18 protein-coding genes are annotated in these 19,604 nt (G+C 39.6%); 14 read left to right on the plus strand and 4 right to left on the minus strand.

Annotated features, from left to right (window positions below):
• Window positions 1-91 precede the first annotated feature (91 nt).
• The 9 genes from nrdR to CXF64_RS05925 all read left to right on the plus strand — a co-directional run bounded on the left by nrdR (window position 92) and on the right by CXF64_RS05925 (window position 9,111).
• Window positions 92-541 (plus strand): transcriptional regulator NrdR, encoded by a 450-nt coding sequence (gene nrdR / locus CXF64_RS05885; protein WP_024589761.1) that lies wholly within the window; start codon window positions 92-94, stop codon window positions 539-541.
• A gap of 3 nt (window positions 542-544) precedes the next feature.
• Window positions 545-1,669 carry a bifunctional diaminohydroxyphosphoribosylaminopyrimidine deaminase/5-amino-6-(5-phosphoribosylamino)uracil reductase RibD gene (gene ribD, locus CXF64_RS05890; protein ID WP_101216564.1) on the plus strand — a complete coding sequence of 375 codons (1,125 nt, stop codon included), beginning with the start codon at window positions 545-547 and terminating at the stop codon, window positions 1,667-1,669.
• 27 nt (window positions 1,670-1,696) lie between these two features.
• Window positions 1,697-2,350 (plus strand): riboflavin synthase, encoded by a 654-nt coding sequence (locus tag CXF64_RS05895; protein WP_024608327.1) that lies wholly within the window; start codon window positions 1,697-1,699, stop codon window positions 2,348-2,350.
• Window positions 2,351-2,379: 29 nt separating this feature from the next.
• A complete protein-coding gene (gene ribBA, locus CXF64_RS05900) occupies window positions 2,380-3,492 on the plus strand; it encodes a bifunctional 3,4-dihydroxy-2-butanone-4-phosphate synthase/GTP cyclohydrolase II (protein ID WP_024608328.1) in 1,113 nt (370 codons plus the stop codon).
• Between the two features lie 100 nt (window positions 3,493-3,592).
• On the plus strand, window positions 3,593-4,057 hold the full coding sequence (gene ribH, locus CXF64_RS05905; protein ID WP_007587130.1) for a 6,7-dimethyl-8-ribityllumazine synthase: 465 nt from the start codon (window positions 3,593-3,595) through the stop codon (window positions 4,055-4,057).
• 15 nt (window positions 4,058-4,072) lie between these two features.
• On the plus strand, window positions 4,073-4,483 hold the full coding sequence (nusB, locus tag CXF64_RS05910) for a transcription antitermination factor NusB (RefSeq protein ID WP_007587129.1): 411 nt from the start codon (window positions 4,073-4,075) through the stop codon (window positions 4,481-4,483).
• Between the two features lie 46 nt (window positions 4,484-4,529).
• Window positions 4,530-5,504 (plus strand): thiamine-phosphate kinase, encoded by a 975-nt coding sequence (gene thiL, locus CXF64_RS05915; protein WP_101164009.1) that lies wholly within the window; start codon window positions 4,530-4,532, stop codon window positions 5,502-5,504.
• On the plus strand, window positions 5,501-5,986 hold the full coding sequence (locus CXF64_RS05920) for a phosphatidylglycerophosphatase A family protein (RefSeq protein ID WP_007587120.1): 486 nt from the start codon (window positions 5,501-5,503) through the stop codon (window positions 5,984-5,986). The genes thiL and CXF64_RS05920 overlap by 4 nt, the downstream gene beginning before the upstream one ends.
• A 38-nt stretch (window positions 5,987-6,024) precedes the next feature.
• The gene (locus tag CXF64_RS05925; RefSeq protein WP_007587118.1) at window positions 6,025-9,111 is read left to right on the plus strand and encodes a ligand-binding sensor domain-containing diguanylate cyclase; all 3,087 of its coding nucleotides are present in this window, start codon (window positions 6,025-6,027) and stop codon (window positions 9,109-9,111) included.
• 73 nt (window positions 9,112-9,184) lie between these two features.
• Here the strand turns inward: CXF64_RS05925 and dxs are convergent, their stop codons facing one another.
• The 3 genes from dxs to CXF64_RS05940 all read right to left on the minus strand — a co-directional run bounded on the left by dxs (window position 9,185) and on the right by CXF64_RS05940 (window position 12,285).
• A complete protein-coding gene (gene dxs, locus CXF64_RS05930) occupies window positions 9,185-11,047 on the minus strand; it encodes a 1-deoxy-D-xylulose-5-phosphate synthase (RefSeq protein ID WP_007587116.1) in 1,863 nt (620 codons plus the stop codon).
• Between the two features lie 105 nt (window positions 11,048-11,152).
• On the minus strand, window positions 11,153-12,040 hold the full coding sequence (gene ispA / locus CXF64_RS05935; RefSeq protein WP_007587115.1) for a (2E,6E)-farnesyl diphosphate synthase: 888 nt from the start codon (window positions 12,038-12,040) through the stop codon (window positions 11,153-11,155).
• Window positions 12,041-12,042: 2 nt separating this feature from the next.
• Entirely contained in the window at window positions 12,043-12,285 is a 243-nt protein-coding gene (locus CXF64_RS05940; RefSeq protein ID WP_002961738.1) for an exodeoxyribonuclease VII small subunit, read from the minus strand.
• Between the two features lie 321 nt (window positions 12,286-12,606).
• On the opposite strand from CXF64_RS05940, the gene pomA reads away from it, so the two are divergent.
• From pomA to CXF64_RS05960, 4 genes are all read left to right on the plus strand, one after another.
• Complete coding sequence (gene pomA, locus CXF64_RS05945) at window positions 12,607-13,374, plus strand: flagellar motor protein PomA (protein WP_007587114.1); 768 nt, start codon at window positions 12,607-12,609, stop codon at window positions 13,372-13,374.
• A gap of 2 nt (window positions 13,375-13,376) precedes the next feature.
• Entirely contained in the window at window positions 13,377-14,297 is a 921-nt protein-coding gene (locus CXF64_RS05950; protein WP_007587113.1) for a flagellar motor protein MotB, read from the plus strand.
• A gap of 143 nt (window positions 14,298-14,440) precedes the next feature.
• Window positions 14,441-14,956: a hypothetical protein gene (locus tag CXF64_RS05955; RefSeq protein WP_024589766.1), complete on the plus strand. Its 516-nt coding sequence runs from the start codon at window positions 14,441-14,443 to the stop codon at window positions 14,954-14,956.
• Between the two features lie 42 nt (window positions 14,957-14,998).
• On the plus strand, window positions 14,999-16,882 hold the full coding sequence (locus tag CXF64_RS05960) for a DNA topoisomerase III (protein ID WP_101216566.1): 1,884 nt from the start codon (window positions 14,999-15,001) through the stop codon (window positions 16,880-16,882).
• Window positions 16,883-17,015: 133 nt separating this feature from the next.
• Here CXF64_RS05960 and CXF64_RS05965 read toward each other — a convergent pair whose 3' ends face one another.
• A complete protein-coding gene (locus CXF64_RS05965) occupies window positions 17,016-18,326 on the minus strand; it encodes a M20 metallopeptidase family protein (protein ID WP_101216565.1) in 1,311 nt (436 codons plus the stop codon).
• Window positions 18,327-18,437: 111 nt separating this feature from the next.
• On the opposite strand from CXF64_RS05965, the gene CXF64_RS05970 reads away from it, so the two are divergent.
• A complete protein-coding gene (locus CXF64_RS05970; protein ID WP_024589769.1) occupies window positions 18,438-19,295 on the plus strand; it encodes a tetratricopeptide repeat protein in 858 nt (285 codons plus the stop codon).
• Window positions 19,296-19,604: the final 309 nt, after the last annotated feature.

Here is a 19,604-nt window from a genome sequence, read left to right on the forward strand (position 1 = left end):
AGTAATTTAGAGCACATAGGCCCTAATTTTTGCTAAGATAAAAGACCGCTATTTAGCGGTCTTTTTTGTTTTAAAACGGAAGTACCGAGCTATGCATTGTCCATTTTGTACCGCAAAAGATACTAAAGTTATTGACTCACGCCTTGTTGGCGGAGGCCATCAAGTTCGCAGGCGTCGTGAGTGTAACGACTGCCACGAGCGCTTTACTACATTTGAAGGCGCTGAACTGGTTATGCCTCGTGTTATTAAACAAGACGGCAGCCGCGAACCATTTAACGAAGATAAATTATTAAATGGCTTAAATCGCGCACTCGAAAAACGCCCAGTGAGCACCGAGCAAGTAGACGAAGTAGTGAATATAATAAAATCGCAACTACGCGCAACGGGTGAGCGAGAAATTTCAAGCCATTTGGTGGGTGAATACATTATGGAAGCCCTCAAAAAGCTCGATAAAGTAGCGTACGTAAGATTTGCCTCTGTTTATCGCTCGTTTGAAGATATACGCGAATTTGGCGAAGAAATTGCCCGCTTAGGGGAGTAATAAATGCAAAGCCAAACTACTTTTACCGAACATGATGAAATGTATATGGCACGCGCCATAGAACTTGCCAAAAAAGGCCGGTTTACTACCACGCCTAACCCTAATGTTGGCTGTGTATTAGTTAAAAATAATCAAATAATTGGTGAGGGTTTTCATCAATTAGCAGGTCAAGGCCATGCAGAAGTAAATGCACTGGCAATAGCTGGCAATAATGCACAAGGTGCAACGGCTTATGTAACGCTTGAACCGTGTAGTCATTATGGGCGTACGCCACCGTGTGCTGAAGGTTTAAAAAAGGCGGGCGTTGTAAAAGTAATTGCCGCTATGGTTGATACAAACCCACAAGTTGCAGGCAAAGGCCTTAAAATACTGAGCGATGCAGGTATTGAAGTTGCTTATGGATTACTTGAATCACAAGCTCGCGCACTTAACGTTGGCTTTTTTAAGCGAATGGAACAAGGCTTACCTTATGTGACCTGTAAAATGGCAGCAAGCATAGATGGTAAAACAGCGCTTAAAAATGGGCAAAGTAAGTGGATAACAAGTCCCGCTGCTCGCCAAGACGTACAATTATACCGAGCGCAAAGCTGCGCTATTTTAACCGGTGCCGATACCGTGTTAGTAGACGATGCTAAACTTAATGTGCGACTAAGCGAGTTGCCTTGCACGCTACCTACCGATTTACCGCTTCGCCAGCCCGTGCGTGTTATAATTGACTCACAGAATCGCTTAACGCCCAACCTTGCTTTATTTAAAATCCAAAGTGATGTAATAATATTTACGACTAAGGTTGATAAATCACTGCAATGGCCGCATTTTGTAAAGCATATTGAAGTAAGTGAAAGTAACGGCAAAGTTGATTTACAGGCTGTTTTAGAAAAGCTTGGGCAACTGCAGTTTAATAATGTTTGGCTTGAGAGCGGAGCAACACTTGCTGGTAAAATGACAGAACTTGATTTAGTTGACGAGTTTGTTTTTTATTTGGCGCCTAAATTAATGGGCCATGATGCAAAAAGTTTAGTTAATTTTCCTGAATTGACGAGTATGCAAAACATCGTTGATTTAACATTTAATGAATGTGCGCGCATTGGTGACGATTTACGTATCACCGCGTTAAAAACTCATTAAAATCACTTAATAAAAAAGAGTAGCGCTATGTTTACTGGGATAATAGAAGCCACAGGCAAAATTGCTTTATTACAAAAAAAACAAGGCGACTTAGCCATTCGTATCCAAAGTGCTGACCTTGATATGGAAGACGTAAAGCTAGGCGACAGCATTGCAACCAATGGCGTTTGCTTAACCGTAGTTGATAAACATATTGACGGTTTTAGTGCTGATTTATCTAACGAGACGATTGGTTTAACCGGTTTTGCTCACTATGCTTTAGGGCAAACGGTTAATCTTGAAAAAGCCATGCAACCTGTTTCGCGTTTGGGCGGTCATTTAGTATCTGGCCATGTTGATGGCATAGCAACTATCACAAGCATTACAGCAAACGCTCGAGCAACAGAATATTGGCTTACAACTGACGAAAATTTAATGAAATACATTCCGTACAAAGGTTCGGTATGTATTGATGGTATAAGCCTGACAGTAAACGCTGTAGAAGGTAATAAATTCAAATTAACAATTGTCCCACATACGAGTGAGCAAACCACAATTGCTCACTTTAAAGTAGGCACTCAAGTTAATTTAGAAGTCGATCAAATTGCACGTTATTTAGAGCGCCTTATAAAAGGTGCAGAGCAACCAACGGGCTCTGATATTTCGATGAGCTTACTCGCTAAAGCGGGTTTTATTAAATAACGAAACTGATAACTTACACGAGCAAATTTATGAATTTACACAGCGCACAAGAAATCATCGACGACATTAAAGCCGGTAAAATGGTTATTTTAATGGATGATGAAGATAGAGAGAATGAAGGCGATTTAATTATTGCCGCAGAGCATATTAGTGCACAAGCGATTAATTTTATGGCGACTCATGGCCGTGGTTTAATTTGTTTAACTATGACGCAAGAGCGTTGTGAGCAACTCGATTTACCGTTAATGGTTAAAAATAATGGTGCTGCATTTTCGACTAACTTTACAATGTCGATAGAAGCATCAAAGGGTGTTACTACAGGTATTTCAGCAGCAGATAGAGCGCGTACAGTGCAAGCGGCTATAGCTAAAGGGGCAGTACCAAGTGATATCGTGCAGCCTGGTCATATTTTTCCAATTATGGCACAACCTGGCGGCGTATTAACTCGCGCAGGACATACTGAAGCTGGCTGTGATTTAGCGCGTTTAGCTGGGCTTGAAGCATCATCTGTTATTGTTGAAATACTTAATGCCGATGGCACCATGGCGCGTCGCCCTGATTTAGAAGTTTTTGCGAAAGAGCACGATATTAAAATGGGCACTATTGCTGATTTAATCGAATATCGTAACTTAAACGAAACAACAATTGAGCAAGTTGCAAAATGTAAGTTACCAACTATTCACGGTGAATTTGATTTAGTTACTTACAAAGACACAATTGACGGCCAATTACATTACGTCTTGCTTAAAGGCGATATAAAAGAGCAAGAACCGACAAATGTACGTGTACATTTGCAAAGTACCTTTAACGATATCCTACTTTCAGACCGAAGTGCTGACCGTAGTTGGGGCCTTTCAGAAGCAATGGCTTATATCGCTAAAAATGAAGGTGCTTTAGTTATTTTAGGTAAGCAAGAAAGCACTGAAGAATTAGAGGCAACTGTAAAAGCATTCGCAGCAGCTGATGCTGGCGAAAGCGTTACGCCTCGTAAATTCAAAGGTACATCTCGTACTGTTGGCGTAGGCTCGCAAATACTTGCAGATCTTGGAATCAAACAAATGCGATTAATGAGTCGCCCTAAAAAGTACCATGCACTTTCGGGCTTTCATTTAGAAGTTGTTGATTATGTTGAGCCACAATAAGCGTCACGCTTAAACTAGGCTATTATTTTATTTTTATGGTATGATGCGCAGCAATTTTTGCGCAATCGCAACCGCTTGAACTTATTTTTAGGGTTATCAAATGAAAATTATTGAAGGTAGTAAGTACGCTCCTGGCAAAAAGTTTGCCATTGTCATTTCTCGTTTTAATGACTTTATCGGTAGCAGCCTCCTTGCAGGTGCTGTTGATGAGCTAAAACGCACTGGTGGCGTATCTGATGACGACATTACCGTTATTTATGTACCAGGCGCGGTAGAATTACCTTTAGCGGCTAAACGCGTTGCGGCAAAAAAAGAGTATGATGCAATCATCGCATTAGGCGTAGTGATCAGAGGTGGTACACCACACTTTGACCTAGTTGCTGGCGAATCAAACAAAGGTCTTGCGCAAGTATCACTTGAGTATGATATCCCGGTTGCATTTGGCGTATTAACCACAGAAAGCATTGAACAAGCAATTGAGCGTGCTGGCACCAAAATGGGCAATAAAGGCGGCGAAGCTGCTTTAGGCGCGCTTGAAATGGTTAATGTGTTAGATAAAATTTAAGTTTAAGGAATTTTTGTGAAACCAGCAGCAAGACGTAAAGCACGTATCTTAGCACTCCAAGCCGTTTATTCTTGGCAAATAAGTGGCAATTTAATTGCCGATATCGAACAACAAATGTTGATCGAAACAGACGTTACTAAAATTGATGTTGAATACTTTAAAGATTTAGCGACGGGTGTTGCTGTAAATTATAAGCAACTAGACGAAGCTGTATCACCACATTTAACACGTCCGTTTAATGACTTAGATATGGTTGAGCGCGCAATTTTACGTTTAAGCAGCTATGAGCTTAAGTTCCGTGAAGATGTACCTTATAAAGTTGCTATCAACGAAGGTATTGAGCTGGCCAAAATATTTGGCGCTGAAGACAGCCATAAATTTGTAAACGGTGTACTTGATAAAGCTGTTAAGCATTTACGCAAGTAAGTAAACCGTTAAAGAGGGGAGCCGGCATAGGCCGGCTTTTTTGTGTATGAAGGAATTTGAATTAATTAACCGCTACTTTAAAGGTCGCGGGATCACCCGTCGTGATGTAAACCTAGGTATAGGGGATGATTGCGCTTTAGTAACCGTTCCACAAAACTGCCAACTTGCCGTTACAACAGACACTCTTGTTGCTGGCGTACACTTTTTTGATGATATTTCTCCTCGTGCATTAGGTCACAGAGCGCTTGCTGTTAATTTAAGTGACTTAGCGGCAATGGGCGCTGAGCCAACATGGGTTTCAGTTGCGTTAACCTTACCAAGTATTGACCCACAGTGGATTGAAGAGTTTACTGAAGGCATGCATGAAATTGCAGAATACTTTAATGTGCAAATTATAGGTGGCGATACCACGCAAGGCCCATTAACTATCACTATTTGTGCAAAAGGGACTGTACCAGAAGGTACTGCACTTCGCCGTAGTGGTGCGAAAGTGGGTGATTGGATTTATGTTACAGGTCCGCTAGGTGACGCTGGACTTGCAATTGAGTCTCGCAAACAAGGTATAAGTATTGAGCCAGAACATTTAAAGTACTTAAATAAGCGCTTTGACTTTCCAACACCGCGTGTTGCTGCAGGGCAGGTATTACGAGGCCTTGCATCATCGGCTATTGATGTATCGGATGGTTTAATCGCTGATTTAAGTCATATACTTGATATGTCGCAAGTAAATGCAGTTGTGAATATTGAAAGTATTCCGACTTCAGATGCAATGCAAGCAAGCCTTGATTTTAATCAGCAGCTGCCATTTATTCTAAGTTACGGTGATGATTACGAATTAATTTTTACTGTACCTGATAGCAATAAAAGTATGCTAGAAATAAAACTGCGTCAATATGGTGTAGATGCAACATGCATAGGCCAAATTAAAAGTGGCGATGGTCAAATTGAACTTTTACACAACGGTGAAAAGTTTGATTTTAAGCAGCAAGGTTTTGAGCATTTTGCAAAGGAGCTGGTTTGAACAAAAACCGAAAGTTTAATTTAAAGCGCCCACATCAGTTTTTTGGTTTGGGTTTTGGTACTGGGTTAGCCCCTAAAGCACCTGGTACATTTGGCACTTTTGCTGCACTGCCATTCATTTTTATGACTATGTATTATCCGCTATGGTTGCAAATTGTGTTTGCCGTAGTGATAAGTATATTTGGTATATGGGCCTGCGGTAAAACGGCTGATGATTTAGGCGTACACGACCATCCTGCTATTGTATGGGATGAAGTGGCAGGCTATTACATTACAATGATTGGTGCAGCACTTAGCTGGCAAACATTACTCGTTGGTTTTTTGTTATTTCGCTTTTTTGATATAGCAAAACCTGGCCCAATCCGTATGCTAGACAAACGAGTACATGGTGGTTTAGGTATTATGGCCGATGATATACTTGCGGGCGTTTTTTCGCTTATATGCTTACAGGCGCTAATAAAAGTGGGTTTACTACCCTTTTAATTTTTTATATTTGATTTGTTTAACTAGGTGGCAGCAATATGATGCGATTTTTACTGGTTTGTGTACTGATGTTGTGCGCGACACCAAGTTGGGCTTCAATTAGTGATTACGTAGTTAAGCAATGGAATATAAAAGATGGTCTACCTTCGCAATCACTTAAAAGCGTAGTACAAGACCAGCAAGGCTATATGTGGCTTGGTACTCAGTTTGGCTTAAGCCGTTTTGATGGCACAACATTTACAAACTACAACACGCAAAATAGCCCGTTCTTGCCTAGTAATGGTATTAATAAACTTTTAGTCGATTCTAGTGGCTTATTATGGGTAGGTACTAAAAGTGGCTTGGTAGTTATTAATCCTGCCACATTTGCAGCACAAGAGTTTAATATTAAAGGTCCAGTAAGAGATATTCTTGAGGACTCTAAAGGCAGCATATGGATTGCGGCTAATGGTTTATACTATGTAGATAGAGGGCAAGTTGATTTACGCACTCAAGTAAATGGTCCCCTACCTATTGTTAATGCTACCGTAATTACCCAAATTGTTGGCTCTGTTAGCCAAATGGCACTCTCTCCTGAAGGTATTTGGCTGGTTAATGATCGTCATTTATTACGCCTTACTAAAAACTCATCAGACTTCTCTAAACTACGTTTAGAGCTTACCGCTAAAATATCGTTACCAGAGCGCTTAGCGCAAACCATAGTGCACGACTTATCATTCTTAAACGGTAATTTGTATATAGCCTCTGAGTTAGGTGCATACTTTTTAGATTTAGATGACGAACTAAGACCTTTTCCTTTACCTAATGCAAATAACTCAGCCGTTTATAAGTTTATGAGTGATACCGATGGTGGCTTATGGGTTTCGACTTATGGACGTTTATTATTTAGAGATAAAACCGGTGAGTGGCAATGGGTAGAGCCAAGCCAACTTGATCAAAGCATATGGTTTGCTGATATTTTTAGAGATGATAAAAATAACGTTTGGTTAGCAAGTTTTAGTGAAGGCTTATGGCTTGCCCATGAAGGGCGGGTAGAAAGGCATTCAGCAGTTTCAGATATGACCGAGTCTGTTATGGCTATTAGCCAAGCTCCAGATGGAAAACTGTGGGTTGCTAACAAAAGCGGCATTGGTTATTTCGATTTAGATAAAAGTTTTATTAATTTAGTTCCAAGTAGTAAATATGGATACGCGTCAGTACACGATCTACAATTCGATGGTGAACGATTATATATAGCCACGGGGCGCGGCTTATTTGTTTTTGAAAACAAGACACTTTATACCGTCCCTGGTCGAGCGCTTCGCGATAACCCGGTATTTGCAATAAGTCGCTCTAGTAAAGGCGGTTTTTGGATTGGTACCGGACGCGGTTTATATCGATTAAATTATGCTGGTTTAACGCCTTTTGCATATAACGCTTTTTTAGGTAGTAAGTTTATTACCTACGTATTGGATAAAACAAACTTTGGTGTGATTGGTACTAGTAAAGGCGCATATTACTTTACAGACCGTGGCATTGAAAAAATTGGTGACCAAACAACACTTGAAAGTGCATACGTAACTAGCGTGCTACATATAGATGGCGTGGGTATTTTAATCGGCTCTCTTAACGATGGGCTTTTTTACAGAAGTACGCAAGGGCAGTGGCGTCAACTCGATGCAGCTAATGGCTTACCGTATGGGTCTATATTTAGCCTAGAATATGATGAAAAGTTAAAGCATGTTTGGGTAAGCACCATGAAAGGTGTTTACAGAATGCCTGTAGAGCAATTTAAAACAGAGATAAAAAGCTTAAAAGTTGAAGAAGTGATTTCATCTTTTGACCGTCAACTCGATGGTAAAGCGAATCAATGTTGTAGTGGACTTGGGCATGATGCGGTAGCAGACACCGGTAATTCTATTTGGTACCCAAGCTTACAAGGTGTTGTTGAAATACCTAAAAATGTAGAGCTATTTGGTGTGCTTGCATTAAAGCCAACAATAGAAACAATAACAACACCACTTCGTCATTTAACCACCGCTGCGCTTGGTAAAAAACCATCATTAGAAACAGACGAGCGTGATATAACGCTAACTTACACAGCTATTGATTACTATGCACCAAACAGTATTGAATTTAGATATAAACTAAGTGGCTTAGATAGTGACTGGCGCTATGCTAATACGCGACGTGAAGCTATTTATACTAACTTGCCTCCAGGCTCGTTTTTGTTTCAGTTAGAAGCGAAGCGCCAAGGTGAAGACTGGACTAAAGCGCAAGAAGTAGAATACGGTTTTGTAGTGCCTGAGCGCTTTGACGAAACTATTTACTTTAGGCTTTTAATTACCAGTGGCTTTATTTTGCTTTTTTATCTCATTTTTTGGGTATTTAGAGCGCAAGAGCGTAGAAAACAAGAAGCATTAGAGGGCTTGATCACCGAGCGTACCTTAGAGCTTCGTCAAGCTAATGATAAATTAGGCCAAGTGAATTCACAGCTTAAATTAGTTAGTCACTCAGATGAGCTAACGGGGCTGCGTAGCCGCCGCTTTTTGTTTGATCAACTCCCTAAAGATATTGAACACTTTCAACGTAATTCACAATCGCTGCAGGCACAAGGCAAGTCACTGGTGCTGGTAATTATTAACTTTGATAATTTCAGCCGTATTAATGATGCCTATGGCCCAATTGCAGGTGATAGCTGCTTACAGCAAATGGCTGCATTATTAAATTCGCGTACGCAGGGTTCTGACTATGTGGCACGTTGGAGTGGTGATGAGTTTTTACTATTATTACGTGATTTTAAATGTAATAAAATAGACAGCTATGCTTCAGATCTTTGTAAAGTAATAGCGGCTAATTCATTCCAATTACCAAATGGAAAAACAACTAATATCACGGCATCAATTGGTTGGTCATTTTATCCATTACCACTTTTGGGTGGGCAGGTAATTAGCTGGGAGACATCTATTAACCTAGCAGATATTTCACTACACCAAGTTAAAAAGCGCGGTGGTGATGGTGTTGCAAATATTACGTTTGATGATCAGCTTGATGCATTTGAGTTTGAACAAAATTCTAACGTTGATCAACAATTAGGTATTTTACAAAGCAATGGCCTAGCTGATATTAAAGTGTGGATGCGCTGATCAGCAATATTTGATATTAAAAAAGGAGCCTAGGCTCCTTTTTTAATATGCTCAACTTTAAATGTATAGGAAGTTAATTAATAAACGCTTTAATAGCGGTTAATATTCCTTGCTCGCCTAATCCCATTTCATCGTGCATTTCATCTTGGGTGCCGTGTTTAATAAACTCATCAGGAATACCTAAGTTAAGGATATTAATATCAGCTTTTTGCGTTGCTAAGAATTCGTTAACTGCAGAGCCGGCACCGCCAGCAATCGCATTATCTTCAAGCGTAACAATTACATCGTGGCTAGTTGCAAGCTCATTTAAAAGTGCAGTATCAAGTGGTTTAATAAAACGCATATTAACAAGCGTTGCATCTAATTCATCTGCAGCAAGCTGTGCATTTTCAAGTAATGTACCGAACGATAAAATGGCAATTTTACTGCCTTTCTTAATTGTATCTGCCTTGCCTATTTCAAGCAGTTGCATAGTGCTTTCAATGTCTGCAGTACCTGCACTACCTCGAGGATAACGAACTGCAACAGGGCAGTTTGCTTTATAACCGGTGTATAGCATTTGACGGCACTCGTTGGTATCGCTTGGTGCCATAATTACCATATTTGGAATGCAGCGCATAAAGCTTAAATCGTACGCACCTTGGTGAGTTTCACCATCGGCTCCCACAATACCAGCGCGGTCAATGGCAAATAATACAGGTAAGTTTTGCAGTGCAACATCATGTATTAATTGGTCATACGCACGTTGTAAAAAGCTCGAGTAAATAGCAACAACAGGTTTTAAACCTTCACATGCAAAACCAGCAGCTAAAGTAACGGCATGCTGCTCAGCAATAGCTACATCAAAGTATTGATCTGGATGCTCTTTAGAAAAACGTACCATGCCTGAACCTTCGCGCATTGCAGGCGTGATAGCCATTAACTTGCTGTCTTGTTCGGCCATATCACATAACCAATCGCCGAATACTTTTGAAAAAGTAGCAGCACTAGGTTTAGATTTAGGTAGGCTAGTTGTGCTCGGATCGAATTTTGGTACACCATGGTAGCCAATAGGATCGGCTTCAGCCGGTTTGTAGCCCTTACCTTTTTGGGTTTTTATATGTAAAAGCTGTGGGCCTTTTAAATTACGCATATTACGTAATGTATCTACAAGCATGTTTACATCGTGACCATCAATGGGACCAATGTAATTTAGGCCTAATTCTTCAAAGAAGGTACCTGGGATCATCATGCCTTTAATGTGCTCTTCCATTTTACTGGCAAGTTGCTTTACCGGAGGCACCCCTGAGAGTAACTTTTTACTACCTTCACGAATGTTAGTATAAAAGCTACCTGATAAAATTCGAGCAAAGTGATTTGTTAATGCGCCAACATTTTCAGAAATCGACATTTCGTTATCATTTAAAATAATAAGCATGTCTGATTTTACATCACCTAAATGATTCATCGCTTCAAATGCCATGCCTGCGGTTATAGCTCCGTCACCAATAATGGCTACAGACTTTCGACCTTTACCTTCTTTTTGTGCAGCAATAGACATACCTAAAGCAGCCGAAATAGAGGTGCTTGAATGGCCTACGCTAAACGTATCGTATTGGCTTTCATCGCGAAAAGGAAAAGGGTGCAAACCGTCTTTTTGGCGAATAGTGTGCATTTGCTCGCGACGACCAGTAAGAATTTTATGCGGATAAGCTTGATGACCCACATCCCAAACTAGGCGATCGTCTGGAGTGTTATAAACATAATGCAGCGCAACGGTTAGTTCAACCGTCCCTAAACCAGACGCTAGATGACCGCTACTTTGCGATACTGAGTTGAGTAAATAATCGCGCAGCTCATTGCTAAATGCAGGGAGTTTGTCTTGCGCTAAGTCACGCAATTGGGCTGGCTCGTCAACCAAATTAAGTAATGGATACTTGCTACTATCAAGTGTCATGGTTTTATATATATCCTTCGCTAACATTAATTAATTCAAAGCTTTTACGAATAATTAATGTTGAGTAATAATGTCAGTGCTAATTGCAATACGTATGAGCAAAAATTAGTGGTCACGCTCAATTAGGTAATTTGCTAGCGACGCAAGAAGTGTTGTGTCAGCATCTATATTTGCTAACGCTTCATGGGCTTGTTGTATTAAATTTTGCGCCTTTTCTTTAGCGCCTAGCATACCTAATAACGCCGGATATGTCGCTTTATTCGCGGCAATATCGGAGCCTTGTGGCTTTCCTAAAATAACTGTATCGCCTTCAACATCTAAAATGTCGTCGTGTACTTGAAATGCTAGCCCTATAGCATACCCAAAAACACTTAAATTTTCTAAGGTTTGTTGATCAGCCTTTTCACTGCACAGTGCACCAAGTGTAATTGCGCAATTAATTAGAGCCCCGGTTTTTAGCTTATGTATTCGCTCAAGCTCTTGTACGGTAATCACTTTATCAGTTGCTGCTATATCAAGGCCTTGTCCGCCAACCATACCCTGAAGGCCTGATGCGTGGGCAAGTGTAGCAATCATTTTTACTTGTGTTTGCGATGAGCATTCAAATTTGTGATTCGCAATAAGCTCAAAAGCAAGAGTTTGAAGAGCATCACCGGCTAAAATTGCATTTGCCTCGCCAAACTCTATATGACAAGTAGGGCGTCCGCGGCGTAAGTCGTCGTCGTCCATTGCTGGTAAGTCATCATGGACTAACGAATAGCTATGAATACACTCAATTGCAGCAGCAAGTACGTTTAAGTCTTGATGGTTTGCGCCGAGCATTTTACCTGTGGCATAAACTAAAAATGGACGTAATCTTTTACCACCATTAAATAATCCATACTGGGTGGCGTTCTTTACCGTTTCTTCTGTATCGAGAGGCTGGTTAAAATGCTGTTGTAAGGTCGCTACTACATCTTTTTGAGCACGTTCAATATGATTTTTTATGCTCACAGCTATTCCATATCATTATCAAAATTTGTAAGTACTGACTTTTCGCCATTCCCCATCAAAATTGATACTTTTTGTTCTGCTTGCTGTAATTTCCCTGATGAAGCACTTGCTAATGCAATTCCACGCTCAAATTGCTTTAACGATTGCTCAAGCGATAAGTCACCTTGTTCCATGTCACTAACGATTGTAGATAATTCTTCTAGTGCTTGTTCGAAACTTAAGTTTTCAGGTTTTTTAGTCGCCATCTTTATTTCAGCTTACATAATAAATTTAGGGGTCAATTTTAGGGGGAATGCTAAACTAGGTCAAAGGATGATATTGGTTTTTTACCTTTATAACGTTAAATTATATTTCAAGTGCATTAATAAAGCCTTAATAGCGGTCTGTTGGTTTAATAAATCAATTGATAATTAGGTAGCCCTTATAACTTGATCTAAGATAGTGCTAAAGGCTGCTTTTTATGTTTATTTATAAAAATGGCTTAAGCAATTCAATATGTTGCCGATAAGCAGTTAATAATAAAAGTTTATGATAAGGCCATTAAGCATGAAACTTCTGGAGGAAATGTGGATTTAGCAACCATAATCGGGATCCTAGGCGCAATTGGCTTAATTGTCATGTCTATGTTTATGAGTAGTAGCGGTGAAATGGCTATGTTTTACAATACCCCGTCTGTGGTTATTGTATTTGGTGGTTCACTCTTTATTGTTTTATCAAACTTCACCATGTCGCAATTTTTGGGGATAGGTAAAGTTGTTGCCAAAGCGTTTATGTTTAAAATCGAAACGCCAGAAATACTTATCGAAAAAGCAGTAGAACTTGCGGATTCAGCTCGTAAAGGCGGTTTTTTAGCACTCGAAGAAGCTGAAATTCCAAACCCCTTTATGCGCAAAGGCGTCGATATGCTCGTTGATGGCCACGACGCAGATGTAGTTCGCGCTACACTTCAAAAAGATATTTCTCTAACCACGACTCGCCATGAATTGGGCGCGGGTTTATTTAAGTCGTTAGCTGATATAGGGCCTGCAATGGGTATGATTGGTACTCTAATTGGTTTGGTTGCAATGTTGTCTAACATGGATGACCCAAAGGCAATTGGTCCGGCAATGGCAGTAGCACTATTAACAACTTTATATGGCGCGTTTTTAGCCAATGTTGTGGCAATTCCTATTCAGGTAAAACTCGAACTGCGTAAAGACGAGGAAGCTATGAATCAGCGTTTAATTTTGGATGCTATTTTAGGTATACAAGATGGTCAGAATCCAAAAGTAATCGAAGGTATTTTGAAAAATTACTTAGCTGAATCTAAACGCAAAGTAGATACCGAGGAGTAACTATGTCTGATCAAGAGTGTAAATGCCCACCACCAGGTCTACCTGCATGGATGGGAACGTTTGCCGATTTAATGTCACTGTTAATGTGCTTTTTTGTACTCTTGCTCGCGTTTTCAGAAATGGATGTACTTAAGTTTAAACAAATTGCGGGCTCTATGAAGTTTGCTTTTGGTGTGCAGAATAAAATTGAAGTAAAAGACATCCCTAAAGGTACCTCTGTTATTGCCATGGAGTTTACCCCAGGCAAACCAGAGCCAACCCCAATAGAAACCATTCAGCAGCAAACAGTCGAAATGACTCAACAAATGTTAGAGTTTCAGGCTGGCGATGAAAGTTCAGCAGGCGGCAGGCAAGAACAGCGCGGGGATAAACGCGGTGGTGAATCTCGTAGTACCTCACAAGAAGAATCTTCTGAGCAAGCAACTTCAGCAGCCGATCAGGAGCAAACTAACGAGCTTGTTAAAAAGATAGCGCAGCAGCTTGAAAAGCAAATAATCGATGGCGCAATTGAGCTTGAGTCTTTAGGGCAGCAAATAATTATTCGCATTAGAGAGAATGGTTCATTTCCTTCAGGTAGTGCATTTTTACAACCTAAGTTTAAACCTATAATTCAAGATATCGGTGTGCTGTTAAAAGATGTACCCGGTGAAATAACAGTATCTGGCCATACAGATGATTTTCAGGTATCGAATGAGTTATATATTAATAATTGGGACCTATCATCAAAGCGTGCTGTAGCCGTTGCAAGTGAACTGCAAAAAGTCCAAGGATTTGATAAAACCCGAATGATGGTGGTTGGTCGAGCTGAAACACGACCACTTGTACCGAATGACACAGATGAAGATCGCCGCAGGAATCGCCGAGTAGAAATATCTATATTACAAGGTAAAGCAAAAGAGTCAGCTCCTATCGACGTAAGGTAGTACTGCTTGGCAAAGCTTATTTTTTAGCTTAAAGTAAAACTCCTTAACAATTGTAATGGAGTACTTATGAAAATAATAAATAAATATTGTTATATGCCGGGCAACGGAACTGGTGGAGACGATGATAAGACTAAAGAATAACCATGCCTTTATGGGTTGATAAAGTAATCTTTTTTCTTGAACTTAGCTGGGTTTTATTTTTAATCCCGGCTATTTTTATTTTCTATTTACGTAAAGATTTTTTGGCATTACGGTTTGTATGTATAACAGGAGCATTTTTTTTATTTGGTGCACTTATATTCGATTCTTTAAAAGAGTTTGATAAAGATATTTATATATATAGGTATCTTGTTTGGGCGTTTAATGACATTGCTTGGATGGCACTTATTGCATATCTAGGTTTAAAAGATAAAGTTTATTTATGGCAATGTGTGGTAGGTCAGTTAGTTGTTATTATGGCACCAATTTTACAACTTTTTCGTGTTGTTGATCGCCACCTTTGGGATTTATCTTATAGTACGCTGATCTATAAAACGCTTTTACCTTTAATTAATATAGGCACTGTAGTGGTGTGCTATCTTCCGCTGATTTATTTAGTGATCAAAAATAATAAAGTTGTAACCAGTAATGGTTATAAAAAAGCCCCTCCTTTAAAATAGCTGTGCTAAACTACTGTTTATATGAACAGTGGTGAGCAAGCTATGAAACTCTACATTGCAGAAAAACCTTCACTTGGACGCGCTATTGCTGATGCGTTACCAAAACCACATAAAAAACACGATGGTTATATAGAAGTCGCTAATGGCGATTGTGTATCGTGGTGTATTGGGCATTTGCTAGAACAAGCAGAACCTGATGACTATGATGAGCGTTTTAAAAAGTGGCAGTTTGAACACTTGCCTATAATACCTAAGCAATGGAAGCTAAAAGCTAAAACCAAAACACGTAAACAGCTCACTGTTTTAAAAAAATTAATTAAACAAGCTTCGCAACTTATTCACGCTGGCGATCCAGACCGTGAAGGCCAGCTATTAGTCGATCAAGTAATTGAAGAAGCTAAAATAAGTCAGGCTAAAAAGCAGAGTACACAACGTTTACTCATTAGTGATTTAAACTTATCGGCAGTAAAAAAATCATTGAGTAATATGCGCTCTAATCGAGACTTTATTCCGTTAAGTGTATCTGCTTTAGCACGCTCTCGTGCTGATTGGCTATTTGGTATGAATTTAACGCGTGCATATACATTAGCGGGTCAAAAAGCAGGATTTGGTAATGTACTTTCGGTAGGACGGGTACAAACCCCTATTTTAGGGCTTGTTGTTAATAGAGATAACGAAATAGCACACTTTGTATCTAAGCCTTTTTACGATGTACTGGTGCATTTACTTACTCCAGATAACCAGCCATTCATAGCTAAGTGGGTTCCTAGTAAAGCATGTGAGCCACATCAAGATGAAGAAGGGCGAATACTTAACAAAGCACTCGCAGAAAATGTTGCTTCGCGTATTACCAAACAAAATGCTGAGCTTACAGCGCTTGAGCAAAAACAAAAAAAACAAAGTGCTCCATTACCTTATAATTTATCTGCACTGCAAATAGATGCGGCTAAAGCATTTGGAATGCCGGCTCAAAAAGTGTTGGATATTTGCCAAATACTTTATGAGCGACATAAATTAATTACCTACCCACGCTCGGATAATCGTTATTTACCTAAAGATCACCATCAAGATGCATCTGCTATTTTTAAAGCTATAAGTGCTAATGGTGGGCAAAGCACCGAATTGGTAAATGGGGCTGATGTAAAAAAGCGTAGTAAATGTTTTAACGGTTCAAAAGTGGCTGCCCATCATGCCATTGTCCCTACGGCTAAGCAGTTAAAGTCAGCGAGTTTGAGCGGTGACGAAGCGAAGGTATATCAATTAATAAGCCGCCATTATCTAATTCAGTTTTATCCCGACTATATATATAACGAAACTAAAGCAGAGATAACAATCGCTGGCGGATTATTTAAAGCAAATGCAAAACAAGATGTAAGCTTAGGCTTTAAGGTATTAATGGGTAAGTCTGAATTAAAAGATGAAGCTACGTTACCTCCTTTAACAGAAGGTATGTCTCTTTTTTGTGAGCAAGGCGAAGTAGTCGAAAAGCATACATCACCCCCAGCTTATTTTACCGATGCTACATTATTGGCTGCGATGACCGGCATTAGTCGTTACGTTAAAGATCCACAAATTAAAAAAGTATTAAAAGACACTGATGGTTTAGGTACGGAGGCAACACGTGCGGGAATAATCGAGTTGCTATTCAAGCGGCGTTTTTTAAAACGTGAAGGTAAGTCAATTAGAGCGACCGAAACGGGACTTGCCCTTATTAGCGTATTACCACAAGGTTTAGCGAGTCCTGATTTAACCGCAAAGTGGGAATCGAGCTTAGGTGATATTGCGCAGCAAGTAATGAGTTATCAGCAATTTTTACAGCCGTTACTTGCCGACTTAAATGGGTTTGTACAATTAGCAGCAAACTGCGATAGCAATGCATTTGCAAGGTTACCAAAAAGCTCACCTAAAAAACGTTTTGCTAAATGAGGTGGAAAAGCGACCTTTAAAAAGTCGAGTTATAAAAAAAGCTCTGTTGCTAGTTAGCTACAGAGCCATTTTATTAAACGATATCACTTAACCTGAACTCTGCTTGAGATAGATTTATTATCCAGAATTCAGGTTACTTATTAAATAAAGCAACAGCAGCATTACTCATTGCTTTTATTCCGGTAGGGATAGCAACTTTATAATCTGGTGCAAATTTACTAGAGTGTAGGGAAGGGAGTACTTCACCTGTTTTTATCGAATCTGCATATTGTGCTTGGTTTACGCCACCTAGCCAAAATAAGGTAATAGGGATGTTTTCATCGGTGCGTCCGTATAGGCCAAAGTCTTCACCCGCCATTACAGCTTGTGTTTCAAGCACATTAGTATCACCAATTGCGTTGGCAATAGAGTTTCTAACAATGTCTGTTTGTGCAGGGTTATTATAAGTAGATGGAATAGATTCATCTTCATGTACATATACTACAGGGTAGTTTGATTCATTTAAGCCAGCACTTTGTGCAATACCTGCCGTGATTCGTTTTATTGCTGCTATTTGAGCACTTCTAACATTTGGGTTATAGCTTCTGAGAGTGAGTTGTAGTTTTACTTCATCCGAAATCACATTATGTTTTGAGCCACCATGAATAGACCCAACCGTAATAACTGAAGGCTCTAGCGGTGAAAGTTCTCGGCTTGTGATTGTTTGCAGAGCAAGTACTGTGCGTGCAGCTATAACCACAGGGTCTATAGTTGTATGCGGGTAAGCACCATGACCACCTTTACCTTTAATTGTAATATCGACAGAATCTACACTTGCCATAGTGTATTCATTTTTCATTGATACCTTACCAGCGGGGACGCTAGCACTTACATGCAAAGCAATTATATGATCAGGTTTTTCATATTTACTAAATAGCCCTTCGCCTAACATCGCTTTAGCACCCCCACCAACTTCTTCGGCAGGCTGTGCAACCATCATCAAAGTGCCTTTCCATTGATCTTTGTGTACTATTAATTGCTCAGCAGTACCAATAAAAGAGCTCATGTGAATATCGTGGCCACAACCGTGCATTACACCTACTTTAGCACCATGCTCGTCTATTACTTTAACTTTTGAGGCATAGGACTTTCCTGTCTGCTCTATAATAGGTAAGCCATCGGTGTCAGTACGGATCATCACGGTTGGACCGTTTCCGTTTTTGTAAATGCCGACAATACCAAAGCCACCTACATTACTTGTTACTTTAAAACCCAGCTGAGTTAATTTATCCGCTATTTTATTACCCGTTTCTTGTTCGTGATAAGAAAGCTCTGGCGATTGGTGTAAATCGAGGTAAAACTTTTCTATAGCTGGCATGGTTTTGCTTAAATTCAAATCGAGTCCATTTGCTTGTACTAATGGGCTTGCTAATAAAAGTATTGCACTTAGATAAGTTAATTTCATGTTTTCCCTCATTGTTGAATATGTATACCGGATGATTTAGGTATATGACTTGTAATTATTATGTTCACCACCATATAAAAACCTAAATAGATGAATATGGCAATCAATTCAATGAGCAACATAGTTAGTATTAATGCGCAAAACCTTCAACAAGTACTCGGTGAAACATCACAACAAAAATTGGTGTTGCTTAACTTTTTCTCTCCTCAAAGTCCTGACTGCATCGGACAGGCTGCAATTTTAGATAAAGTAGCGGCAGAATATGCAAGCTATATAGTAGTAGCAAACCTAGATTGCGATGCAGAGCAAGCACTCGCATCTCAACTTGCGCAACAAGTTGGTCTGCAAACACTGCCTACGCTTGTATTATTAAAAGACTCTGCACCAGTAGATTTACTTGCAGGTGTTCAAAGTGAGGCACAAATACGCGAAGCCCTAGCAAAGCATTTACCTGCGCAACAAGACTTACTGTTAGAGCAAGCAAAACAAGCGTTATTAAAGTCAGATTTAAATGCTGCATTTAATTATGCAAAGCAAGCTTATGAAATAGACAGCGGTAATGCACGCATCAAATTAGTGCTTGCAGACATATGTATTCAAATTCACAAGGTAGATGAAGCCCAAGCGCTTATAAATACAATAGACGCACAAGAGCAAGATGCTTACTTTAATAATATAAAAGCAAAATGCGAAGCTGCGCTTGAAGCAAAAGACTCACCAGAGATTAAAGAAAAGCAACAACAAGTAGAAAAGTACCCTAATGACCTAGAATTAAAAGAAGAGCTCAGTATTTTACTCAATGAAGCAGGCAGAAAAGAAGAAGCATTGGATATACTATTTACAGTGCTTCAAAAAGATCTGAATTTCAATGAAGCGAAACCAAGCTTTTTAGCCATTATTGCCTCTTTACCCGATGGTGATGCGCTCGCAGCAAAGTATCGTCGCAAGTTATATAGTATTTTATACTAGATTCTAATAACTATTACTTTTGAGAAGCACCTATATAGGGTGCTTTTTGTATTTTTAGGGTTTTAATTAAAAGCTTTAGTATGGTTTAGCTATGTAAAAACAAGAGTTATCAACAGGTTTTTGTGGGTAACTTGTGCTTATCATGTGTGCTTGCTTGGGGCTTAATTTTAATTACTATTTTATGCAAATAACGCTTGCGTAAAATCCGCCGCTCCCTATAATGCGACCCCACTGAGACAGGAAACGCCAACGCATAGCGAGGCACGAACTACTCAGAGAGTTAAGTAAAACTTCGGTTTTAAATTATCT

Source organism: Pseudoalteromonas sp. GutCa3, from assembly GCF_002836155.1.
Classification (GTDB): domain Bacteria; phylum Pseudomonadota; class Gammaproteobacteria; order Enterobacterales; family Alteromonadaceae; genus Pseudoalteromonas; species Pseudoalteromonas arctica.